21 protein-coding genes are annotated in these 20,857 nt (G+C 52.4%); 11 read left to right on the forward strand and 10 right to left on the reverse strand.

Annotation, left to right across the window (positions count from 1 at the left end; translation table 11 throughout):
* Positions 1–125: 125 nt before the first annotated feature.
* Complete coding sequence (gene queG / locus M0R33_RS10315) at positions 126–1,217, reverse strand: tRNA epoxyqueuosine(34) reductase QueG (protein WP_292568458.1); 1,092 nt, start codon at positions 1,215–1,217, stop codon at positions 126–128.
* 52 nt (positions 1,218–1,269) lie between these two features.
* Between queG and M0R33_RS10320 the strand changes: the two genes are divergently transcribed.
* From M0R33_RS10320 to M0R33_RS10350, 7 genes are all read left to right on the forward strand, one after another.
* Positions 1,270–2,730: an NAD(P)H-hydrate dehydratase gene (locus tag M0R33_RS10320; RefSeq protein WP_292568460.1), complete on the forward strand. Its 1,461-nt coding sequence runs from the start codon at positions 1,270–1,272 to the stop codon at positions 2,728–2,730.
* Complete coding sequence (gene tsaE, locus M0R33_RS10325; protein ID WP_292568462.1) at positions 2,730–3,200, forward strand: tRNA (adenosine(37)-N6)-threonylcarbamoyltransferase complex ATPase subunit type 1 TsaE; 471 nt, start codon at positions 2,730–2,732, stop codon at positions 3,198–3,200. Before M0R33_RS10320 ends, tsaE begins: the two co-directional genes overlap by 1 nt.
* A 40-nt stretch (positions 3,201–3,240) precedes the next feature.
* Positions 3,241–4,722, forward strand: coding sequence for an N-acetylmuramoyl-L-alanine amidase (locus tag M0R33_RS10330; protein WP_292568464.1), 1,482 nt, complete (start codon positions 3,241–3,243; stop codon positions 4,720–4,722).
* Between the two features lie 83 nt (positions 4,723–4,805).
* Positions 4,806–6,710, forward strand: a complete 1,905-nt coding sequence (gene mutL, locus M0R33_RS10335) for a DNA mismatch repair endonuclease MutL (RefSeq protein WP_292568466.1) — start codon at positions 4,806–4,808, stop codon at positions 6,708–6,710.
* Complete coding sequence (miaA, locus tag M0R33_RS10340) at positions 6,711–7,646, forward strand: tRNA (adenosine(37)-N6)-dimethylallyltransferase MiaA (protein WP_292568468.1); 936 nt, start codon at positions 6,711–6,713, stop codon at positions 7,644–7,646. It abuts the gene before it with no gap.
* The gene (locus M0R33_RS10345; RefSeq protein ID WP_292568470.1) at positions 7,639–8,235 is read left to right on the forward strand and encodes a 5-formyltetrahydrofolate cyclo-ligase; all 597 of its coding nucleotides are present in this window, start codon (positions 7,639–7,641) and stop codon (positions 8,233–8,235) included. Before miaA ends, M0R33_RS10345 begins: the two co-directional genes overlap by 8 nt.
* On the forward strand, positions 8,232–9,365 hold the full coding sequence (locus M0R33_RS10350; protein ID WP_292568472.1) for a carboxynorspermidine decarboxylase: 1,134 nt from the start codon (positions 8,232–8,234) through the stop codon (positions 9,363–9,365). Before M0R33_RS10345 ends, M0R33_RS10350 begins: the two co-directional genes overlap by 4 nt.
* 8 nt (positions 9,366–9,373) lie before the next feature.
* Here M0R33_RS10350 and M0R33_RS10355 read toward each other — a convergent pair whose 3' ends face one another.
* Entirely contained in the window at positions 9,374–9,919 is a 546-nt protein-coding gene (locus tag M0R33_RS10355; protein WP_292568474.1) for a GNAT family N-acetyltransferase, read from the reverse strand.
* Here M0R33_RS10355 and M0R33_RS10360 point away from each other — a divergent pair.
* The gene (locus M0R33_RS10360) at positions 9,900–10,970 is read left to right on the forward strand and encodes an alpha/beta hydrolase (protein WP_292568476.1); all 1,071 of its coding nucleotides are present in this window, start codon (positions 9,900–9,902) and stop codon (positions 10,968–10,970) included. The genes M0R33_RS10355 and M0R33_RS10360 overlap by 20 nt on opposite strands.
* Positions 10,971–11,015: 45 nt before the next feature.
* Here M0R33_RS10360 and M0R33_RS10365 read toward each other — a convergent pair whose 3' ends face one another.
* The 7 genes from M0R33_RS10365 to M0R33_RS10395 all read right to left on the reverse strand — a co-directional run bounded on the left by M0R33_RS10365 (position 11,016) and on the right by M0R33_RS10395 (position 17,572).
* Positions 11,016–11,639: an inorganic pyrophosphatase gene (locus tag M0R33_RS10365; RefSeq protein WP_292568478.1), complete on the reverse strand. Its 624-nt coding sequence runs from the start codon at positions 11,637–11,639 to the stop codon at positions 11,016–11,018.
* A gap of 84 nt (positions 11,640–11,723) precedes the next feature.
* On the reverse strand, positions 11,724–12,896 hold the full coding sequence (locus M0R33_RS10370) for an ATP-binding cassette domain-containing protein (RefSeq protein ID WP_292568480.1): 1,173 nt from the start codon (positions 12,894–12,896) through the stop codon (positions 11,724–11,726).
* Positions 12,897–12,965: 69 nt separating this feature from the next.
* Entirely contained in the window at positions 12,966–13,394 is a 429-nt protein-coding gene (locus M0R33_RS10375; RefSeq protein ID WP_292568482.1) for a TOBE domain-containing protein, read from the reverse strand.
* A 26-nt stretch (positions 13,395–13,420) separates the two neighbouring features.
* Positions 13,421–14,575 (reverse strand): molybdenum ABC transporter ATP-binding protein, encoded by a 1,155-nt coding sequence (gene modC / locus M0R33_RS10380; protein ID WP_292568484.1) that lies wholly within the window; start codon positions 14,573–14,575, stop codon positions 13,421–13,423.
* Positions 14,572–15,258, reverse strand: a complete 687-nt coding sequence (modB, locus tag M0R33_RS10385; protein ID WP_292568486.1) for a molybdate ABC transporter permease subunit — start codon at positions 15,256–15,258, stop codon at positions 14,572–14,574. Before modB ends, modC begins: the two co-directional genes overlap by 4 nt.
* Positions 15,259–15,270: 12 nt before the next feature.
* Entirely contained in the window at positions 15,271–16,038 is a 768-nt protein-coding gene (gene modA / locus M0R33_RS10390; protein ID WP_292568488.1) for a molybdate ABC transporter substrate-binding protein, read from the reverse strand.
* A 46-nt stretch (positions 16,039–16,084) separates the two neighbouring features.
* The gene (locus M0R33_RS10395; RefSeq protein WP_292568490.1) at positions 16,085–17,572 is read right to left on the reverse strand and encodes an alginate export family protein; all 1,488 of its coding nucleotides are present in this window, start codon (positions 17,570–17,572) and stop codon (positions 16,085–16,087) included.
* Between the two features lie 367 nt (positions 17,573–17,939).
* Here M0R33_RS10395 and M0R33_RS10400 point away from each other — a divergent pair, with 367 nt between their 5' ends.
* Together M0R33_RS10400 and bcp are read left to right on the forward strand one after the other, a co-directional pair.
* Positions 17,940–18,476, forward strand: coding sequence for an ACT domain-containing protein (locus M0R33_RS10400; protein WP_292568492.1), 537 nt, complete (start codon positions 17,940–17,942; stop codon positions 18,474–18,476).
* A 4-nt stretch (positions 18,477–18,480) separates the two neighbouring features.
* The gene (bcp, locus tag M0R33_RS10405; RefSeq protein ID WP_292568493.1) at positions 18,481–18,948 is read left to right on the forward strand and encodes a thioredoxin-dependent thiol peroxidase; all 468 of its coding nucleotides are present in this window, start codon (positions 18,481–18,483) and stop codon (positions 18,946–18,948) included.
* Between the two features lie 8 nt (positions 18,949–18,956).
* Here the strand turns inward: bcp and M0R33_RS10410 are convergent, their stop codons facing one another.
* Complete coding sequence (locus M0R33_RS10410) at positions 18,957–19,445, reverse strand: YchJ family protein (protein ID WP_292568495.1); 489 nt, start codon at positions 19,443–19,445, stop codon at positions 18,957–18,959.
* A 99-nt stretch (positions 19,446–19,544) separates the two neighbouring features.
* Between M0R33_RS10410 and M0R33_RS10415 the strand changes: the two genes are divergently transcribed.
* Positions 19,545–20,771: a dicarboxylate/amino acid:cation symporter gene (locus tag M0R33_RS10415; protein ID WP_292568497.1), complete on the forward strand. Its 1,227-nt coding sequence runs from the start codon at positions 19,545–19,547 to the stop codon at positions 20,769–20,771.
* Positions 20,772–20,857 lie beyond the last annotated feature (86 nt).

Raw genomic sequence — 20,857 nt, forward strand, 5'->3', positions numbered from 1 at the left:
TTATGCAAGCATTTCTGAGGAAATAGATTGTTTACGCGATTCGGCGCGTTAGCAAAGCCTATCAAACCGGAACTGCGCATCTGAGCTATTCGGCCGATACCGACGCTGCACGGAAGTTGGCGCGGTCAAAGCGATATTTTAGTCGGCGTTTGAGGGGCGTTCAACCGTTGCAAGGCCCAATCAGCATGCTCGCGCACTAGTTCGCTATCATGCCGCAGCTTGGCTTTTAGCGCGGTTTTGCTGGCTTCGCTCGGCAAGCCATTGCCCAGTGCCACGGCAATATTTCGCAGCCAACGCTGATGGCCGATACGCCGAATCGCCGAGCCTTCGGTTTTTTGCAAAAACTCGCTTTCCGACCAAGCGAATAGTTCCAGCAAAGTGCTGTTATCCAAATGGTGCCTCGGTTTGAAATCTGCTTCCGTGCTGAGTTTGGCAAACCGATTCCAAGGACAGATCAATTGGCAATCGTCACAGCCGTAGATTCGGTTGCCCAATAGCGGGCGATACTGTTCCGGAATGCTACCGTGCAATTCGATGGTCAAATACGATACGCAGCGGCGTGCGTCGACTTGATAGGGTGCCACAATGGCCTGGGTGGGACAAATGTCCAGACAAGCACGGCATTGGCCGCAATGATTGCTGGCGGCAGAGTCGTCTGGCAAGGGTAGGTCGGTATAAATTTCACCTAGAAAAAACCAGGATCCGGCTCGGCGGTTAATCAAATTACTGTGTTTGCCTATCCAGCCCAGTCCGGCTTTTTCGGCGATGGCTTTTTCCAGTACCGGCGCGCTGTCGACAAAGGCCCGGTAGCCGAACCGGCCGATTTCGGCAGCAATTTTATCGGCCAGTTTTTGCAGACGGTTACGCATCAACTTGTGGTAATCGCGGCCCAGCGCATAGCGTGACACGAAAGCTGCAGCGGGCTTGTCCAGTAAGTCGTGGCTGTGGCCGGAGTTTTCCGGCAGGTAATCCATGCGGGCGCTAATGATGCTGAGAGTGCCGGGTTGTAATAGGGTTGGGCGGCTGCGTTTCAAGCCGTGCGCGGCCATGTATTGCATCTCGCCGTGTCTGTTTTCCGCCAACCACTGCCGCAGATAATCTTCGGCGGCGCTTAAATCGGTATCGCTGATACCGATTTGCTGAAAGCCCATTTCCGTGCCCCAGGCCTTGATTTGTTGGGCAAGTTGTTGAAAATCCGCTGCTTCGATTGGGTGCATGGCTGGCTTGCAATATAATGATGTCGTCCTGGTCATTTTACACAACAACACCATGCAAACATCATCACAAGCGCTATATCGGGTTGCCCAGATTCGCGAGGCGGAACATACCGCCATTCATAATTTGCAGATGCCGGGCCTACAGTTGATGCGCAGCGCAGGGTTGGCCGCATTTAACGCCTTAAGGCAACGATGGCCCGAGCAGGACTGCGTTTCGGTGTTTTGCGGGGCTGGAAATAATGCCGGCGATGGTTATGTGCTGGCTACACAGGCCTTGGAGGCCGGTTTTAATGCCGCGGTTTATACGCTGGTTCCCGTCGAGCAACTTAAGGGCGACGCCTTTACTGTTTACCGGGATTTTATTCAGGCCGGCGGCCGTGTATCGAGTTTCGATAGCCGGACAAAAATCGCGGGTATTATTGTCGACGCGATATTGGGCACAGGTCTGAGCCGGCCGGTCAGTGAAGAATATGCGCAGGTGATTTTGCATATCAACCGCTCGGATTGCCCGGTGTTGAGCATCGACGTGCCGTCGGGTTTACACGCCGACACCGGTTGCGTATTGGGTTATGCGGTTAAAGCCGATCTCACCGTCACCTTTATCGCCATGAAATGCGGACTGTTTACCGGAGAAGCCCGGGATTATTGCGGCGATATCATTTGTTCGAGTTTAAATGTACCCGATTCGATTTTGGCGCAACTGCCCATTACTGCGTATCTATCAAACAAAACGGCTTTAAAGCGCCGATCTCGCAGTGCCCATAAAGGCCATTTTGGTCATGTACTGTTAATAGGTGGCAACCGGGGCTTTAGCGGGGCTATCCGTTTGGCCGGCGAAGCCGCATTATTTAGCGGGGCCGGTTTAGTCAGCATTGCCAGTCGCGCCATGCATGTCGATTTATTGAATATCGGTAGGCCTGAATTAATGTGTCACGCGGCCGAAACCGCGAGTGATTTACATCTCTTGTTGGAAAGGGCTAGCGTCATTGTTATAGGGCCTGGCTTGGGACAAGATAGTTGGGCGCACGATATGCTCGATTATGCCCTGGCAAGTCATAAACCCTGCGTGGTCGACGCCGATGCTTTGAATTTATTAGCACTACATCCCGTCCGGAAAGCTAACTGGGTGTTGACCCCGCATCCCGGTGAAGCGGCACGCCTGTTGGGTTGCAATACCCATGATATTGCTGCCGACCGCTTTGCGGCAGTCAAAAAATTGCAAAATGAATATGCGGGTGTCTGTGTATTAAAAGGGGCGGGCAGCTTGATTGCGGACCAGAGTGGCTTGTCGGTCAATAGTACCGGCAATCCGGGGATGGCGAGCGGCGGTATGGGCGATATATTGGCGGGTGTTACCGGGGCGTTGCTGGCACAGGGTCTGCCCTTGATGGACGCGGCAAAACTGGCGGTCTATGTGCATGGCGAGGCTGCCGATTGTGTGGCGGCAACCCTGGGCGAGCGCGGCCTATTGGCCAGCGATCTATTGCCGAAAATTAGAGAGCTTTTAAATTAATGAAAATCGAATTAACCGATAGCGACGAAACCGAATTGTTGGGTGCTGCTTTGAGCAAAGTGTTGCCGCCAAAATGCTTGGTGTTTTTATGCGGCGATCTGGGAGCGGGTAAAACCACCTTAATGCGGGGGCTTTTATGTGCCATGGGGCACAACGGCGCCGTCAAAAGCCCCACTTACAGCCTGGTGGAAGAATACCGTTTTGCCGACCGTAGTGTATTTCATTTCGATTTATACCGGCTCAAAGACCCGGAGGAACTGGAATGGCTGGGTTTCAACGACTACTTGCAGCAGCGGGCACTGGTTTGTGTTGAGTGGCCGCAGATGGGGGCCGGGTATTTGCCGGCGGCCGATCTGGAAATCAAGCTGGATTACCAAAATAGCGGAAGATCGATAGAAATCAACATACTAGAAGAATCGTTAAAAAATACCTTAATAATACACTGGAAAAACAACGACATGCTGCTATAATCTCAGAACGTTTTTAATTTTTTCCTCGGTTGGCCGGCTTATGAAACAGATTGTTAAATTTTTCTGGGTAATGGGTTTGTCTTTGCAGGTGATGCTGGCCTACGCCGCGCCTGCCGAAATCGAAGGCATCAGTTTCCAACCCGGTGGCGGTGTTATGTTCGAATTGAACGTCACGCCCCATTATCGATATTTCACTTTAAAAAAACCCAGCCGTCTGGTGGTGGATTTTCAGGATACCGCCGCGTTTCAGACCATGTCTCAGCCGCCTGCCGATCATCCGTTAGTGGTTGGCGTGCGTTCCGCGATACGCAATAAAACCGGTCTGCGTGTGGTATTGGAATTAAATGCCGATGCCGCCGCCAAAGTAACTGAATTCAATAAAGGGCAGCGCTTACTACTGCAATTTGATTTATCCGCCACATCGGCAACTACTCCGACGGCTACCCAAGCACCCAAGAAAGTTGCCAAAGCGACCGAGAGGGCTGCCAGAAAGACCTCTAAATCGACTAAAGCGACTAAAGCGACTAAAGCGACTAAAGCAGCCGTTAGTGCCAAGGGCAGAGATATTGTGATTGCCATCGATGCCGGGCATGGCGGCAAGGATGTCGGTGCTCAGGGCGGTAGCGGTACCCAAGAAAAAGACGTGGTGTTGGCCATTGCCAAACGCCTGGAGCGCGCCGTGAACAGACAACCCGGCATGAAAGCCGTGATGATTCGTAATGGCGATTATTTTGTGAAATTACGCGAGCGAGTCCGGATTGCCAAAGACGCCAAAGCCGATTTGTTTGTCTCTATCCATGCCGACGCCTTTGATGATCCTAGTGCGCATGGGGCTTCCGTCTATACCTTAGCCAATAAAGGTGCTTCCAGCCAAATTGCTCAATATCTGGCTAATAGCGAAAACGCATCGGATGGTGCGGCGGGTGTTGACGAGCATGACGATATACTTTCTTCCGTATTGATGGATTTATCCAATAAAGCGGCCAAGGAAGCCAGTCAGCACGTGGGTAGCAAGGTTTTAAGAAGCGTAAAAACGGCAGGTCATTTGCATCGTTCAAGTGTGCAAAAAGCCGGCTTTGTGGTGTTGAAATCGCCCATTCCTTCCATTCTGGTGGAAACCGCTTTCATATCCAACCCGGAAGAAGAGCGCCGTCTGAATACTCGGGCTTATCAAGATAAAATGGCGTCCGCGGTGTTTAACGGCATCATGGCGCATTTTAAACAATATGCGCCGGCCAACACCTTGTTTGCACAATTGCAAAAATCCGGTAAATCCGCGCTTCGCGTGGCTACCGCCGGAAAAAGATCCAAGCCGGTTGTAAGCAAAACCGCTGCGGCGCCGAAAGCCAATGTGGTCGCCGCCGACAGCTCTGCGACCCAACATGTGATCAGCCGTGGCGATACCTTGTCCGGGATTGCCCGTCAATACGGCGTATCCATGCGCGAGATTCGTACGGTCAACGGCATGGATGACGGCACTGTCAAAGTCGGCCAAGTACTGCAAATTCCGCGCAGCAGTTAGTTTTATTCCGTTTCGACGCTGAATCAATTCGGCGCCGGTCATCTTCATCCGCTAAAATATGCGCTTTTTCACGAGCGCAGCCGATGCGGATCCACGCTTTACCTACCCAATTAATCAATCAAATCGCTGCCGGCGAGGTGGTCGAACGGCCTGCTTCCGTGGTGAAGGAATTGGTTGAGAATTGCTTCGACGCCGGCGCCAACCATCTTTATATCGATATCGAACAAGGCGGAGTCAAGCAAATCAAGATACGCGACAACGGTTGCGGTATCGAGAAAGAAGACCTGGCATTGGCGTTATCGCGGCATGCCACCAGCAAAATCGCATCTCTGGACGATCTGGAACGGGTCGTCAGCATGGGCTTCAGAGGCGAAGCGCTACCCAGTATCAGCTCGGTGGCCCGATTGACACTGATTTCCCGCACTGCGGTTGCGGATTGTGCCTGGCAAGTCAGCGCCGACGGCAGCGAGACAAACTTCGACCCGCAACCCGATCCGCATCCTCCCGGTACTACGGTGGAGGTGCGGGATCTGTTTTACAACACCCCGGCTCGTCGCAAGTTTTTGAAAGCCGAAAAGACCGAATTCGGTCACATCGAAAACCTGATTCAAAAGCTGGCACTCAGCCGCTTTGATGTGGGTTTTTTGTTACAGCATAATCAGCGCGAAGTACTGAATTTAAAACCGGCCGCAACCGAAGCCGATCAGGAAAAACGCATCGCAGCTATCTGTGGCTCGGCATTTGTCGACAATGCGCTCAAAATCGATTATGCCGCCTCGGGCTTGCATTTGCATGGTTGGGTGGGGTTGCCTACCTTTTCCCGCAGCCAACAGGATATGCAGTTTTTCTACGTCAATGGTCGCTTGATCAAGGATAGGCTGGTGGCGCATGCCGTCAAGCAGGCTTATCAGGATGTGTTGTATCACGGTCGTCATCCGGTGTTCGTGTTGTATCTGCAGCTCGATCCGGCACTGGTCGATGTAAATGCGCATCCCACCAAGTTGGAAGTACGCTTCAGGGAAGGGCGCATGGTGCACGACTTTCTGTTTCAGGCTCTGCATCGCAGTCTGGCCGAGCAAAGACCCGGACAGAGACCGGCACATGATATCGCGGTGCAAGTCGCGCCGGATACCGAGCCGCAACCCGCAATCCCGGCGCGGCCCGCTTTGAGTCTACAACAATCCCTGCCCATGACTATGGCCGAAGCGCAACATTCGGCCAATGCCCCCGCCAATCCGGACTCGAATCGTGCCCTCTCCGATAGGCCGGAGCCCATTAACGGCAATCGCTCGGGCGGTTTTTCCTACCCCGGCCAAACAAAAATGCCGGCAAGCGTGGTCGATCAAATGCAGGCCTATGCCAAGCTTTATCCGCAATCGGCGGCGACAGCGTCCGATCAGGCCATGCCGCCGCTCGGCTTTGCTGTGGCGCATATACACAATATTTATATACTGGCGGAAACCAGCAACGGCATCATTTTGGTGGATGCGCATGCGGCGCATGAACGAATAACGTATGAGCGTTTGAAGCAGCATTATCACGCTCGGGCCATCGTCTCCCAGCCTCTGCTGCTACCGATCAAGATTCAGGTTACCCCCGCCGAAGCCGATCTGGCCGAACAGGAGCATGCATTTTTCCATGGCCTGGGATTCGAATTAAACCGTTCCGGACCGGAAACCGTGGTATTGCGAGCTGTTCCGGCTTTGTTGGCCAAAACGGATGTCGATCAGCTGGTACGGGATATTCTGGCCGACCTAACCACCCACGGCGTTAGCCGAAAAGCCGAACAAAGCATAAACGCCATTTTAGCTACCATGGCCTGCCACAGCTCGGTACGCGCCAAACGTAAACTTACCCTCGAGGAAATGAACGCTTTATTGCGGGACATGGAACAGACCGAGCGCATCGGTCAATGCAATCACGGCCGGCCAACCTGGGTGGCGCTGAGCCATCAGGATCTGGATCGTTTTTTCATGCGCGGACAGTAAATGACCACCGACAAACCCACCGCCATCTTATTGATGGGGCCGACCGCTTCCGGCAAAACCGAATTATCCATAGCCATGGCGGAAGCCTTGAATGCGGAAGTTATCAGTGTCGATTCGGCGCTGGTCTATCAAGGTATGGACATCGGTACCGCCAAACCCGGCTTGGAAGAGCGTAGAGGTATTCCGCATCACTTGATCGACATACTCGATCCCAGCGAAGCGTTTTCCACCGGTCAGTTCCGCAGCCTGGCACTGGAGTGGATGGCGGATATCACCCGGCGCGGCAAGCTGCCGCTATTGGTCGGAGGCACCATGCTGTATTTCAGCGCCTTGACCCAAGGCTTGGCCAGATTACCTGAGGCCGATGCCGACATCAGGCAGCGTCTGGATCGGGAATTGCTGGAATTGGGCAAGGAAGCCATGCATGCCCGTTTGGCCCGAATCGATCCGCAAGCCGCTGCCCGTATTCACATTAACGACCCGCAACGCATCCAGCGTGCGCTGGAGGTGTATGAAATCAGCGGTCGGCCGTTATCGGCGTTTTTTCAAACCGATCAGCAAAACGAGCAACCGTATCGCTACTTGAAATTGATTATAGCCCCGGCTGAACGGCAGACGCTGCACGCCAAAATCGCCGAGCGCTTCAAGTTGATGTTGGCCCGGGGGTTTGTGGAGGAAGTCCAAGCCTTGCGCGCGCGCGGCGATCTGAATGATGGCATGCCGTCCATTCGCTGCGTCGGCTACCGGCAAGCCTGGTCTTACTTGAATGGCGAATACGACTTGGAAACCCTGCAGGAAAAAGCCATCATCGCCACCCGGCAGTTGGCCAAACGGCAATTTACCTGGCTGCGCAAGGAACAAAACGCCCGGCATTTGCTCAGCGAAGCCCCGGATTTACTCGAAACCGCCTTGCGTTATTATAAGCAGCATGGATAAACAGCAACAACGGCAGCTTGCCTATGCCGCGCGGAATGCGCAGCCGGATAAACAGAGCGTCAGCAACATAATCTGCCGGCGCGTTGTATCCGAACCTTGGTATCAACAGGCAGATACCATATTGTGGTATCTGCATTGCCGCTCCGAAGTACGCACCTTGCCGGTTGTAACGGCACAACTGTTCGGCGCTAAACGCATCGTGGTCCCGTATTGCACGGTCGATGAATGGGGTAATAAATGCCTGGGCTTGTGGCATCTGAACGCCATCGAAGAGCTTCGGCCCGGCATGTGGAACATTCTGGAGCCGCCGCGTGAACGCTGGCTGGAAACGGATAAGCGGATCAGTCCAACGGAACTGGACGCGGTGATCGTGCCAGGGGTGGCCTTTGATAGCTTGGGTGGTCGCCTGGGTAACGGCGCCGGCTACTATGACAGACTATTGTCGCAAGTACGGGCGGATACGGTCTTGGCCGGGGTCTGTTACCAATCGCAATTGCTGGCACATGTCGATATGCAAAGCCACGATGTCTACATGGATTTGGTTGTGACCGAACGAACTGTGTATCCCGGCAAGCGGCGGACGTTATGATGGATGCCGACCAGCTAAAACGCCGGGTCGAACACAGCCCGGCGTTTATCTTGGATATGCCGCAGGTTCATTGCAATCTGCAGCCCTTGCAAAGAATTAAAGACGCCACCGGTTGCCGGGTCTTGTATTCGATGAAAGCGCTGCCGCTGGGGGCTTTATTGGCCGATCTTAAAGATCGCGTGGACGGCATTTCGGTAAGCTCCCTGTTCGAAGCCCGCTTGGCAAATGCGGTATTGGGCGGGCAGGGCGGTGTACATTTGACCACTCCAGGTCTGCGGCCGGAGGAATTTGCCGAACTGGGTAGGCTGTGTTCGCATATCAGTTTTAATTCTCTGTCGCAGTATCGGCGTTTGCACGAATTGAGCGTTGGTTATAGTAAAGGCCTGCGCGTCAATCCGAAACTGTCTTTCGCCGATGATGAACGCTACGACCCTTGCCGCGCGCATTCCAAGCTGGGCGTGGATGTGGCGATGTTGCAAACCGGCTTGCCGGCCGGCATCGAAGGGCTGCATATACACACCGTGTTTGGTCAAACCGATTTCCTGGCATTCCAGGCCGTCATATCCAAGTTAAAGCCTTTTTTAAGGCAGCAATCCGGCTTGAAGTGGTTGAATTTAGGCGGCGGCTATTTGTACCACCGCATTGCCGAGCTGGGCCCGATCATAGAAACCATCCGTTATTTGAAAGCACATGTCGCCGAGCAAGTGTATCTGGAGCCGGGTAAGGCGCTGGTGGGTAACGCAGGTTACTTGTTGACTCGCGTGCTGGATAGCTTCGACAGCGACGGAAAAACCGTGCTGGTATTGGACAGCTCGGTGAATCACCATCCAGAAATATTCGAATACCAGCGTCGGCCGTTGTTAGTGGATGAAGACAAACAAGGCGGCCAGACCGCCATTCTCGCCGGGTCGACCTGTCTGGCCGGCGATATTTTCGGCGAATATCGCTTTCATAACCTTCCGGCTGTCGGCGATAAGCTGATGTTTGCCGATGTCGGTGCCTACAGTCTGATCAAAGCCCAGCGCTTCAACGGCTATGCCTTGCCTGCGCTGTATCTGCGCCGGAATGATGCGTTCGTGCTAGTTAAACAGGATGGCTATGCCGAGTATTCCGGGCAGTGGCTGGGTTAATGTCATATCTACCGTAACACTTTCACCATCCGGTAGTCATCCATCACAAAGCCGGCGCCGATATCCTGCACCACCATGCCGCAGTTAATAAAGCCATTGCGCAAATAAAAATCGATGGCAAACTGATTATGGCGATTGACGGTCAGCCATATGTGCCGCAAACCTTTGGTTTGACAGTACTGTTCGGCAACGACGATGATTCGACTGCCCAAGCCTGAACGTTGCCTGGCTTTACCGACATACAGTTTGCTGATATGTAGCGATTGATCGGCAGTATCGGCCAGCCAGGCAAAATAGCCTGCCGGTCGCGGGCCGCAGAACAGCAGAAAATACTGATAACCCGACTCGATTTGTTGGCCGATGGCCGCTGGACTTTGAAAACGGATCAGCATATATTCTACCTGTCGATTGCCGATTATCGGCCTATAATGATCTCGCCAAATACCGCCGGCCAGCCTGCTGACAGTTTCAATATCTGCCGGTTTCGTTACCCGCCGGACCTTCAAACCCATGACCTCGGCATGCCGTTCGCTTATGTCATTGATAGCTTGCATAAATTATTACTCGTTTAAAACCCATCGCCTGGCAATATGGTTACTGTTGGCCGGTTTGTTTACGGTCGGTTGCGCGCCCGTCATGAAGGTCCCTGGCCCGAACATGGGCGAGGCGCAACTGACAGCGGACAGCTTCATCACCGCCGACGGTGCCCAACTGCGTTTGAGCCGCTGGCCCGTGGAAAATCCCAAGGCCGTTATCATAGCCTTGCATGGCTTTAATGACTATCGGCGCTTTTTCGGTGCTCCGGCCGATTATTTACAAAAACAGCGGATTTATTGTTATGCCTATGATCAGCGCGGCTTTGGAGAAAGCGCCATGCCAGGCATTTGGGCGGGCAGCGATGCGTACGCGGGCGATGTAAAGCAGATTTCGGCATTGATACAGGCCGAGCATCCGGACACCCCCATCTACCTGTTGGGCGAAAGCATGGGCGGCGCGGTGATTATCGATGCCATGAGCCGCAAGGACAAACCGCAGATCGCCGGCGTCATTTTATCCGCACCGGCGGTTTGGGGGCGGGAAACCATGCCCTGGTATCAAACCTCATTGTTATGGACCTTATCGCACACCGTACCCTGGATGTCGTTGACCGGCAAAGGTTTGGAGATTATCCCGTCCGATAATATCGAAATGCTGCGAGCACTGGGACGCGATCCGTTAGTGATCAAGGAAACCCGGGTCGATGCGGTATATGGGTTAACCAATTTGATGGATGCGGCATTGAGTTCGGCCGCTAAGTTGAACGCCGATACCTTGTTACTTTACGGCGAAAAGGACCAAATCGTGCCGCTTGAACCTACCCGCCGCTTCGTACGGGAGTTGTTGCATAGTCATCCCGGCAAAAACACGGTCGGCTATTACCAAAATGGTTATCACATGCTGCTTAGAGACCTGCAGGCACCGGTGATTTGGCGGGATATTGCCCATTGGATACTGGATAACAAAGCCACGCTACCCTCCGGTGCGGATCGTAATCTCGATAAGTTGGTCAGGCAACAGGTCGATTATGCCGATGAGGTCGTAGGGCAACTCAGTCCCAGCCATTAATTAAGGGTGTCGGCATTACACCCTTAATTAATAATTTAGATGCGGCTATTCAACGTCCTGGCAACCGAAATGGTATTGGTAGTCAGCCATGGAGCGCCTGATCACTTCGTGAGCCTCTTCGCGGCCGTAGACGTGAGTGATTTCGCAAATGCTTTTTTCGTGCGGCAGATGTTTGTACGTTAAAAAATAGTGTTTTAACCGGTTGATGTAGGATTCAGGGCAATCCGATACATCGTTCCATTGCCGGTAAAACTCGTCGCCTTTCATTACGGCAATAATTTTGTCGTCGGCTTCGCCGCCGTCCAGCAAACGAAAACCGCCGATAGGTATCGCCTGCACCAAGATATCGCCGTGAGTCACGCTGCGCTCGCTAAGTACGCATATGTCAAGGGGATCGCCGTCGCCTTTGCTGACAGCTTTGCCGGACATGGATTCTGCATATTCCGCGGTTTTTTCCGCGCAATACGATTGCGGAATAAAGCCGTACAAAGTGGGAATCATATTGGAAAATTTTTGCGGACGGTCGATTTTTAAATAACCGCTTTGTTTGTCGATTTCATATTTCACGGTATCCGAAGGTACGATTTCGATAAATGCTGTAACGATTTCCGGGGTATTGTCGCCCGGTGAAATGCCGTGCCAGGGATGTGCTTTATTTTGGATAGTCATGTCGGAATTTTTGCTGATTCAGATGGCGTTAATTTACCATGCTTCAGCTGTCATGTCCTTCGACGGACCGCGCAAATACGCCGATTAGACGGGAAAATGGTGGTTATTCGCATCCGCGGCAGGTAAATAGTAGTAGCCACCGTCATGATTGACGACTTTTTCATACGGCAAGCTATCCAATTCAGCTAAATAAACGATGGCATGGGTTTTAATTAAACAGTAAATCCAGGTGCCTTCTCGCAATGCCATCTCCGTGCAGGCGCCTGGCGTGATCTCTACCAGTAGTGTACAGCCGCAATCGACTTGTACTATCACGCTATCGCTGGCGGGAATTAACGCGCAGATGCGGCCCTTGATTTGATTTTGGATCGAAATGCCTTCGATAAAGCCGTGGGACAGAGCAATGTCGTTGGCTCGTATCGATACCTGGGTTTGGCTGCCTAGCGTGAATTGCGGGCGTAACGGTAAATTGAAGGGTTGACCGCAGCTGTCGGCCAAACTGTATCCGGCCGCATAATCGTGATTGCGAATGTGCACCGGCAGAATGTTGTCGATCTGACGCACCCCCAAATAACGCAGAATGCCTTGTTGTCTGGCGATCTCCCGTAATGGGCCGCTACGCAGAATTTGGCCGTTTTCCAGTACGATTAGCTTGTCGGTCAGCTGCAAAATTTCCCGCAGGGACTGGCTGGCATACAGGGCCGGCAGATCGAACTCGGCCTGCAGGCGTTTCAAAATCGGCAGCAATTGCATTCGGTAGCTGTTACCGATAGCGGCGAAGGTATCGTCCAGTAATAGCATTTTCGGCGATTTTAGTAGCGAACGGGCCAACATGACTCTTTGACGGTCGGCGGCGGAAAGCCGTGCGATGTTTTGGTCTAGGACAGGGCCGAGCTCTAAAAGCCGAATCAGATAGTCCGGCTTGAACAGCCGCCGCCGCGTCGCGCAGCGTCGGTAGATGCTGTGCAGGATTTCGCTAACGGTGGCGGCTAATGGCATCGAATCGGTTTGAAGCACTGCGCCGATGGGCCGTTGCTCGCGCGGCACCAGAATGCCTTTGCGGCTGTCGAACAAAATCTTACCGTCCAGTACGATATATCCGCTTTGCGGTTGCAGGGTACCGGCAATTAAGCCCAGTAAGGTACTTTTACCCGCGCCGGATTGACCAAACAGACCGGCGCTGGCATTTTCCAACGATATTTGGGTGGACAGGTCGAAATGCCCCCGCCGTAGTTTTACATTTATATCCAGTAACATAGTGACCTCTACCACTTAGTCGCTCCGATCGTAACGGGCTGTCGTTACGGACGGAGCGGGCGTGTTATCTCAATCTTTCACCGCCAAAATCACGGCCCCTGCTTTAAATGTTGCTGTTGCGGTTTTGCCTTTGGCCAAACCCAACGTTTCCACGCTATCGTTGGTTACCGTGGCGGCGATTTTTTCGCCGCCCTTTAATTCGATGTCGATTTCGGCGTTGACCGTGCCTAGCTTGACTTCGGTTACCGTGCCTTGCAGCTGATTACGGGCCGAAAGTTTGTAGCCGCCGAAATCAGTGACAATGATCACTTGTGGGGCCTTGACCAGGGCCAGCACGCTGATGCCGGCCTTAATACCCAGGGCTTCAATTGAATCCTTGGTAATCGAAGCGACAATGGTTTCTCCGCCTTTCAAACCGACATGAACTTCGGCATTAACCGCGCCGATTAGAACGTCGTTGATAACACCTTCGAATTGATTACGTGCACTTGCTTTCATGGTAAATTTCCTTGTGGATGGATGGATTAATTCAATATTGATGTGCCTTTGATTTGCACATAAACGGGCATACCGACTCGTAGCCGCAATAATTTTGCCGATTTAAGGGTGATGTGGGCCAACAACGGCTGGCCACCGGTCTGATCGCAGTTATCCATGTTAGACTGTGAGGTATCTGGGCAACTGTCCTGACCGGCCGTGGCCTCCGTCCTGGGTAGTCGTAATTGCACGATGCTGTGGCCGCATTCGTCGTCGGCGATTCCGGTTATGACGGCCGGCAGTACATTGAGGATGCTGGTATCGGTGGGTTTTTGCAGGGTAATACTGACATCGCGGGCATAAATTTGTAATCGTAGCGGCGTGCCGATTTCCGCTTCGAAGCTCGGCAGACTGATGGTGGCGCCGGAAAAAGCCACATGGGTTAAATGATATTCGGCTTCGTGTCCGGCTATTGTTACCGGCCAGACGGTCGCGGCATTCCTGTCCTGGGCTAGCGGTACATCCAGCCGGCTCAGGGTTTCAGCCAACGGGCCCGATGCCAGCGACCGGCCTTCGTCCATGATCACCAGATGATCCGCCAGTTGCGCCACTTCCTGTTGCGCATGAGTCACGTATAAAACCGGTATATTCAGTTCCCGATGCAAACGGCTCAGGAAAGGCAGGATTTCCTGCTTACGCTTGAAATCCAGTGCGGCCAAGGGTTCGTCCATCAGCAATATTTCCGGGTTCAGAGCCAAAGCCCTGGCTATGGCAATCCGTTGCCTTTCGCCGCCGGACAAGCGATCCGGTGCTCGGTCCAATAAATGAGCTATGCCCAGCAAATCCAGGATATGAGACAAATCGGTTACGGCGGATTTGCCTATGCGTTTTAAGCCGAATTGCAGATTCTGCTTAACGTTCAAATGCGGAAACAGGTTGGCTTCCTGAAACACATAACCCAAGGAGCGTTTATGAGTGGGGACAAATATCTGACGTTCGCTGTCCTGCCAGATGGTACCGTTGATTTCCAGAAAGCCTTGCGGTGCATGTTGCAGGCCGGCGATGCAGCGAAGCAATGTGGTCTTGCCGGAACCGGAAGGCCCGAACAGCACAGTGATGCCGCTACCCGGCAGAGTTAAGTTTACCGCCAGCTTAAAGATGCCGTAGTCGAGGTGGAAGCGGGCTGTTATGGGCATCGTCATTTCAATGGGTGCGCTACTGGCTGGGTTTTAAGCGCACTGTATAACACTAGCAATACACTGAATGAGAACAACAGTAATGCGGCGGCTAGCCAATGGGCTTCGTTATATTCCAATGCTTCGACATGGTTATAAATTTGTATCGACACGACCCGGGTTCTATCCGGAATATTGCCGCCTACCATCAACACCACGCCGAATTCACCCACCGTATGGGCAAAGCCCAAAATCGCGCCGGTCATAAAGCCTGGTTTTGCCAGCGGTATCACCACGCTGAAAAAAGTATCCAAGGGGCTGGCACGGAGGGTGGCCGCGGCTTCCAGCGGTTGTCTGCCGATCGCGGCGAATGAAGTTTGCAAAGGTTGAACCACGAAAGGCATCGAGTACAACACCGACGCAATCACCAAACCGGAGAAGGTAAACGGCAGAGTGCCCCAGCCCAACCCGCTAGTCAGCTTGCCGATGGGGCCGTTTGGACCCATCAACACGAGTAAATAGAAACCCAGCACGGTTGGTGGCAATACTAATGGTAACGCCACTACCGCATTTAAAATGCTTTTCCAGCGCGAGGTCGTGCGCGCCAGCCACCAAGCCAGCGGCGTTCCCACTATCAGCATAATCAAGGTTGCCAGACTGGCAACCTTAAACGTCAACCATAATGTGGCGATATCGGAGTCAGTCAGCATAACAAACCTCGATCACTGTTTTGGCAGGCCGTAGCCGTATTTTTCAATAATCGCCTTGGCCGGGACTGCTTTCAAAAAAGCCAGCAGTGCGGAGGCGGCCGGGTTTTCCGCGCCGGTTTTCATCAAAACCGCATCCTGGCGAATCGGGGTATGCATGGCGGCGGGAACGACCCATCCGGACCCTTCGCTGATTTTAGCGTCCGTGATCACTTGCGATAACGCCACGAAGCCGAGCTCGGCGTTGCCGGTGCTGACGAACTGGTGGGTTTGGGAAATATTTTCGCCTTGCACCAGCAGCGGTTGTAGTTTGTCCTGCAAACCCATGTTTTTCAAAACCTGTATTGCCGCGGCACCGTAGGGCGCCAGCTTGGGGTCGGCTAGCGCTAAATGACTAAAACCGCCTTTTGACAGGATTTGGCCTTGATCATCGACGTAACCGGGCTTGGCCGACCACAGCACCAGCGAACCTAAAGCGTAGGTAAAACGGCTGCCGGGTACTGTCAAACCGGCTTGTTCCAGTTTCAGCGGCTTTTCATCGTCCGCGGACAAGAACATCTCGAATGGCGCGCCATTCTCCAATTGCGAAACGATTTTTCCGGACGAACCGAACGAGAGTTTTGCCGTATGCCCGGTTTCTTTTGCAAACACCTCGGCTATTTCGGTCATCGGTTTGGTGAAATTGGAAGCCACGGCCACCAATACGGTTTCGGAAAACCCGGTCGGTGCAACCAAGAGTAACGAGACGGTCGCGATCAGGCGAAACAAACGGTGAGCTGGCATAAAAATCTCCTGTAGTTGTAAATTAGGGTAGCTGTAAGCGGGAAGCTTAAAAGCGTAGCATGCTCATGACGTAAAAATAATCGATATCCTTACCGTCGGGGCCGTTCGGCGCGGTCTTGGCGAACCGGCCCTTGAACAGATGTGCCCAGCCGGTTTCGAAGTTAAGACTGCTATTCACATCCCAACGCGCCACAACTTCCACTTGTTGGCCGACATAGTTGCCCGAGTTGCCGGTTTTGTCCTGTAAACCGGCCGTGGTCCAGCTGTCCTTGGCCGATGCCAGCCAGTAAGCGCGGTGGCCGAACTCCAGTTTTACGTCGGAGTCGGGCGACAATTTGAGCCGGTAGCCCGGTGTGTTGATGTTACTGCGGACAAACGGACCGTAGATGCCGGTGGGGCCGAATTCACCGCGCCTGACGCCGTATAAGGTATCGAAGCGCTGATCCTTGTTATCGTTTGGATTGTTATCGCCGCTGGCGTAATCGTATTCAAAGCCCAGATGCGGCGACCATGGCATATCGAGCGTATAACCAAAGTCCAAATGCTGGAACCAGGCAGCGTGATTCAGATCGGTTGCGTTATTGGACGCGGTGTTGGAACGCACTGTGCCTAACTGGCCGATGGATTCCACTTGGAAATCGAATTGGGATTTTTTGGGCTTCAGATAAAACCGTACACCGGGTGTGAAATAGCGGCGGTTACGGGTTTGATTCCTGATACTGTCGCCCTCGTCAAGGTGATACAGGTAAACCTCGCTATTCACCCCCCAAGACAAGTCGTATAGTTCGAGAAATCCGCCAGAAAACCAAGTGTGAGTATCTTCCTCGTCGAATTGGTGCGTTTCGTCCAGAATGTCGGTGGCGCCAGTCGGATAGCGGATCACCGGCATGCTGACGAAGCCGTTGAATTGCCATTTATCATAATCCAGCAACCGCACTCTGATACCGGTGAAATTATTCAAGGTATTTCGGAAAGCATTGCGGGCCACCAGCCGCCGGCTGCCGAAATTCAAGGTTTGCCGGCCGGCGATGACTTCGGCGCCTATTCCGCTGTAGAACAGATTTTGATCGGCCCAGGCCAGATATCCCTGTATGAAATCGGCGTTGTTGGCCTGAGTATTATTCACGGCGGAACCCCTGTCGGCATCCAGCGCTCTGGAATCCATGAATTCGACGCCAAGCCGGAACTGTCCCATATGCGCTTGCAGCCATAAATCCGTCTGAAGGGCGATCTGCTGATCGCTACCGATACGGTTGGCGCGAAACCGGCCGTCCATGGTTTCGTAGCGGCTGCGCTGCTCGACCGAAAGATCCAGCCATTTCGGTAAATTTAGCGTGTCGTGCAAATTCCAGACAGGCTTTTGGTATTTATCGCTGCCCAGCAGAGCGTCCTGCATTTGGCTGGCATATGCCGTGAGCGCGGGCCTGGTATAGGTTTTTTTTTCGGCTGCTTCCGATTCGTTTAAGGCTGTCAGCGCTGCGCCTAACATAACGACGTGGCCTATGTGGCGGCTAGATGTTTGTGTTTCCCTCATGGAAATAACCTTTCAGTAGCGAATTAATAAAAATCCCTCCTTGTGCCTGATATCAAGGTTGGAGGTGTGTTTTCTCAAAACACGGCCACAGTTTAATTCGTTGTGAATAAAAGTAAATAACGAAGAAGAGAATTGTTTGTTGCTAATTGCGAAACAATATTGACGAAAGTTAGGTTTTTTTGAGTTGTTGTTTCGTATTGTTGACTGTCGGTATTAAGAATACCCAAACACTCAATATAATGGACTGCGATATCCAAGGTATGTCTGTCATTAAGTAAATGCTGTTATAGATCAGTGAAAATGATTCCCTCTTGGTTTGGATCATAATGATGCTAAACTTTGGTATCACCTCCATAGGCAGAGAAACATGCAACTAGCAATCACCGTGTTAGGGAATAAAACCGATGGCTTGATCACTGAAATCCTCTCGGCGGTTAGTGCGTGCCAGTGTACTGTAATAGAACTTCGAACTTCTGATTTGACGGAAATCACCTCGATATACGGTTTGATTGACGGCAACTGGAATCACATTGCCAAACTGGAAGGCTTGCTGGAAGGTTTGCGGCAGCGGTTTCCAGTCCAAATCGGTTTGTTACGGCCGCAAGAAAACCTGACCGAACCGCTTAACCAGCCCGAAGGCGTGCCCTATACCATGGAAACCATTTCCATGGAAAAAAAGGATTTGTTGTATGAGATCACCTCCTTTCTAGTAGACCGCGGCATTTTTATCGACGAAATTAGCGCCAGCCTGCATCCGGCCATGCTGTTCAGCAACCCGGTTTTTTCGACCCGATTCACCCTGCTGGTACCGCCTAATGTAAGAATTTTGTCGTTACGCGAGGAATTTTTGGATTTCTGCGATAGCTTGAATATTGACGCCATTCTTGAACCCATCAAACGCTAACCATATGACTACAGCAACCCTCGGCCAAACCGTACCCGATTTTCAATTGCCGGCCACCGGTGACAAGACCCTGTCACTTGCCGATTTTGCCGGCAAAAAGCTGCTTTTGTATTTTTATCCCAAGGACAATACGCCTGGTTGTACTCAGGAAGGACAGGCGTTTAGGGATCATATTCAGCAATTCGATGCCCTGCATACCGTGATTTTGGGAGTGTCTCGCGATAGCGTGAAAATGCATGAAGGATTTAAGTGCAAACAGGCATTTCCGTTCGATTTATTGTCCGATCAGGACGAACAGCTATGCCGGTTGTTCGATGTGATCAAAATGAAAAACATGTACGGCAAACAAGTGCGCGGCATTGAGCGCAGTACTTTTCTCATCGACGAGAATGGCGTATTGATCCAGGAGTGGCGTAAAGTGAAAGTCAAAACGCATGTCGAGGACGTGTTGCAATATTTACAACAGGCATGACGCCGAGATTATTTGCCGCAGCAACGTTTAAATTTTTTGCCGCTTCCGCAGGCGCATAGACTATTTCTACCGGCGCTTTGATCGGTTTCGACTTTGCCCGTGGCTTTGATAACGCCATCTAGATATTGCCAACGCTGGTCGGTTTTTACAAATCTGCTGATTTCGTGCATAAAACAAGCTATCCCATCCTGGCAGTAAAAGGCTTTAAATTCGACGACACCTTTGGCATCCATAGGCCCGCCTTTTTTGCGGGCGATAATTTGCAAGCTTTGCCACTGCGCAGTTTCCTTGGAAAAGTCGATGTCGGCCGGGCGGGTGCTTTCCGACCAGCTGGATAACAAATAATCGACTTTTTTAAGCGCGTAGGCGCTAAAGCGCGAACGCATCAGCGCTTCGGCGCTCGCCGGTAAGCGGGTGGTGTCGTGAAAAAGTCCGCAGCAATCGGCATAGCTTTGGCCCGAGCCACACAGGCAGGGTTGTGTTTTGTCTATTGTCATAGCCGGCGATTCTACCGAATTACCGGCTATGATAGCTAGACAACGCGGTTATCATGACCGGTAAGGTTTCAACCGTTCTTTTGATCTGGAGCTCCGGATATGTCTTTAAATACGCAGATTTTTCTCGGCACCATCCTGGGCGCAGGGTTAGGCGTGCTGTTTGCCCAACTTGGGCCTGCAGTCGTTGGCGTCAAGCAAGGTATGTATCTCTGCGGTATCGTCGGCACGCTGTTTATCGATTTGTTGAAAATGGTGCTGGTGCCATTGGTATTCACCTCGATTGCGGTCGGTGTGGCTAATTTACGCCAACATAGCCAACTGCACCGGGTTTGGATGTCCACGCTGGGTTTTTTTCTGCTCTCCATGGCCGCGGCAATATTATTAGCCTTGGCTGCCGCCAACGTGTTCCAACCCGGCAAAGGCCTTAGCCTGGACTTATTCCAGGAGGTTAATCAAAACATTGCCGCCAAGCAGATGAGTTTCGCGGAATTTATAGCCAGTTTCCTGCACGGCTTATTCATCAATCCGTTTGCTGCTCTGGCGCAAGGCAATGTATTGGCAATTGTAGTGTTTGCCTTGTTGTTAGGTATTTCTCTCGTCATGGGTGGCGAGCGTTATAAAAATATTTTGCTGCTTTTACAGGAAGGCCTGGAATTGATGCTGGGCATGGTGGGCTGGATCATGCGACTGGCGCCGCTGGGGATTTTGGCCTTGCTGGCTCAGTTGTTGGCCACGCAAAACGTCGAGGTGTTAAGCAGTTTGGCCCAGTTTGTCACTGTGGTAATTGGGACTATCCTGGTGCACGGTTTTGTAGTGTTGCCGTTTTTGTTGTTCTTGATCACCAAAATACCGCCGCTGAAATTTTTCCGCGGCGCCCGCGAGGCGTTGATAACCGCCTTCGCTACTAGCTCCAGTTCAGCGACTTTGCCGGTCACCTTACGCTGCGCGGAGCAACATTTGCACGTTAAACCCAGTATCGCCGGTTTCGTGATTCCCCTGGGCGCGACAGCCAACATGGATGGTACCGCGCTTTATGAAGCGTCCGCGGCATTATTCGTAGCCAATCTGGCCGGCATAGAGCTGGATATATCTCAACAACTCATCGTGTTTTTTACCACCATGCTGGCGGCGATCGGAGCGCCCGGTATTCCCAGTGCCGGCATGGTAACAATGGTGATGGTATTGCAATCGGTCGGTTTGCCGGCCGAAGCGGTGGCAATTTTGTTGCCTATCGACCGCTTGCTGGATACCTTTCGCACTCTGGTGAATGTGGAAGGCGACATGATAGGCAGTTTAGTGGTACAGCGGCTGGTGAGAGAGAAATAGCAAAACAACTATTTGTATTACTGCTTTTTTACGAGGAGTTGTCTCTAAAACTGGCATTGGCGCATTTCCCTAGCCTAATGCAGGTA

Origin of the sequence: Methylomonas sp. (assembly GCF_023228165.1) — a bacterium.
In the GTDB taxonomy this organism is placed as follows: domain Bacteria; phylum Pseudomonadota; class Gammaproteobacteria; order Methylococcales; family Methylomonadaceae; genus Methylomonas.

Excerpts from the sequence above, each read along its gene's own strand:
- tsaE (WP_292568462.1), top strand. The coding sequence starts at position 2,730 with ATGAAAATCGAATTAACCGATAGCGACGAAACCGAATTGTTGGGTGCT.
- M0R33_RS10410 (WP_292568495.1), bottom strand. The coding sequence starts at position 19,445 with ATGACAATAGACAAAACACAACCCTGCCTGTGTGGCTCGGGCCAAAGC.
- modB (WP_292568486.1), bottom strand. The coding sequence starts at position 15,258 with ATGCTGACTGACTCCGATATCGCCACATTATGGTTGACGTTTAAGGTT.
- modC (WP_292568484.1), bottom strand. The coding sequence starts at position 14,575 with ATGACGATGCCCATAACAGCCCGCTTCCACCTCGACTACGGCATCTTT.
- M0R33_RS10345 (WP_292568470.1), top strand. The coding sequence starts at position 7,639 with ATGGATAAACAGCAACAACGGCAGCTTGCCTATGCCGCGCGGAATGCG.
- M0R33_RS10415 (WP_292568497.1), top strand. The coding sequence starts at position 19,545 with ATGTCTTTAAATACGCAGATTTTTCTCGGCACCATCCTGGGCGCAGGG.
- M0R33_RS10400 (WP_292568492.1), top strand. The coding sequence starts at position 17,940 with ATGCAACTAGCAATCACCGTGTTAGGGAATAAAACCGATGGCTTGATC.
- modA (WP_292568488.1), bottom strand. The coding sequence starts at position 16,038 with ATGCCAGCTCACCGTTTGTTTCGCCTGATCGCGACCGTCTCGTTACTC.
- M0R33_RS10375 (WP_292568482.1), bottom strand. The coding sequence starts at position 13,394 with ATGAAAGCAAGTGCACGTAATCAATTCGAAGGTGTTATCAACGACGTT.
- M0R33_RS10370 (WP_292568480.1), bottom strand. The coding sequence starts at position 12,896 with ATGTTACTGGATATAAATGTAAAACTACGGCGGGGGCATTTCGACCTG.
- mutL (WP_292568466.1), top strand. The coding sequence starts at position 4,806 with ATGCGGATCCACGCTTTACCTACCCAATTAATCAATCAAATCGCTGCC.
- M0R33_RS10360 (WP_292568476.1), top strand. The coding sequence starts at position 9,900 with ATGTCATTGATAGCTTGCATAAATTATTACTCGTTTAAAACCCATCGC.
- M0R33_RS10395 (WP_292568490.1), bottom strand. The coding sequence starts at position 17,572 with ATGAGGGAAACACAAACATCTAGCCGCCACATAGGCCACGTCGTTATG.
- M0R33_RS10330 (WP_292568464.1), top strand. The coding sequence starts at position 3,241 with ATGAAACAGATTGTTAAATTTTTCTGGGTAATGGGTTTGTCTTTGCAG.
- M0R33_RS10350 (WP_292568472.1), top strand. The coding sequence starts at position 8,232 with ATGATGGATGCCGACCAGCTAAAACGCCGGGTCGAACACAGCCCGGCG.
- queG (WP_292568458.1), bottom strand. The coding sequence starts at position 1,217 with ATGCACCCAATCGAAGCAGCGGATTTTCAACAACTTGCCCAACAAATC.
- miaA (WP_292568468.1), top strand. The coding sequence starts at position 6,711 with ATGACCACCGACAAACCCACCGCCATCTTATTGATGGGGCCGACCGCT.
- M0R33_RS10355 (WP_292568474.1), bottom strand. The coding sequence starts at position 9,919 with ATGCAAGCTATCAATGACATAAGCGAACGGCATGCCGAGGTCATGGGT.
- bcp (WP_292568493.1), top strand. The coding sequence starts at position 18,481 with ATGACTACAGCAACCCTCGGCCAAACCGTACCCGATTTTCAATTGCCG.
- M0R33_RS10320 (WP_292568460.1), top strand. The coding sequence starts at position 1,270 with ATGCAAACATCATCACAAGCGCTATATCGGGTTGCCCAGATTCGCGAG.
- M0R33_RS10365 (WP_292568478.1), bottom strand. The coding sequence starts at position 11,639 with ATGACTATCCAAAATAAAGCACATCCCTGGCACGGCATTTCACCGGGC.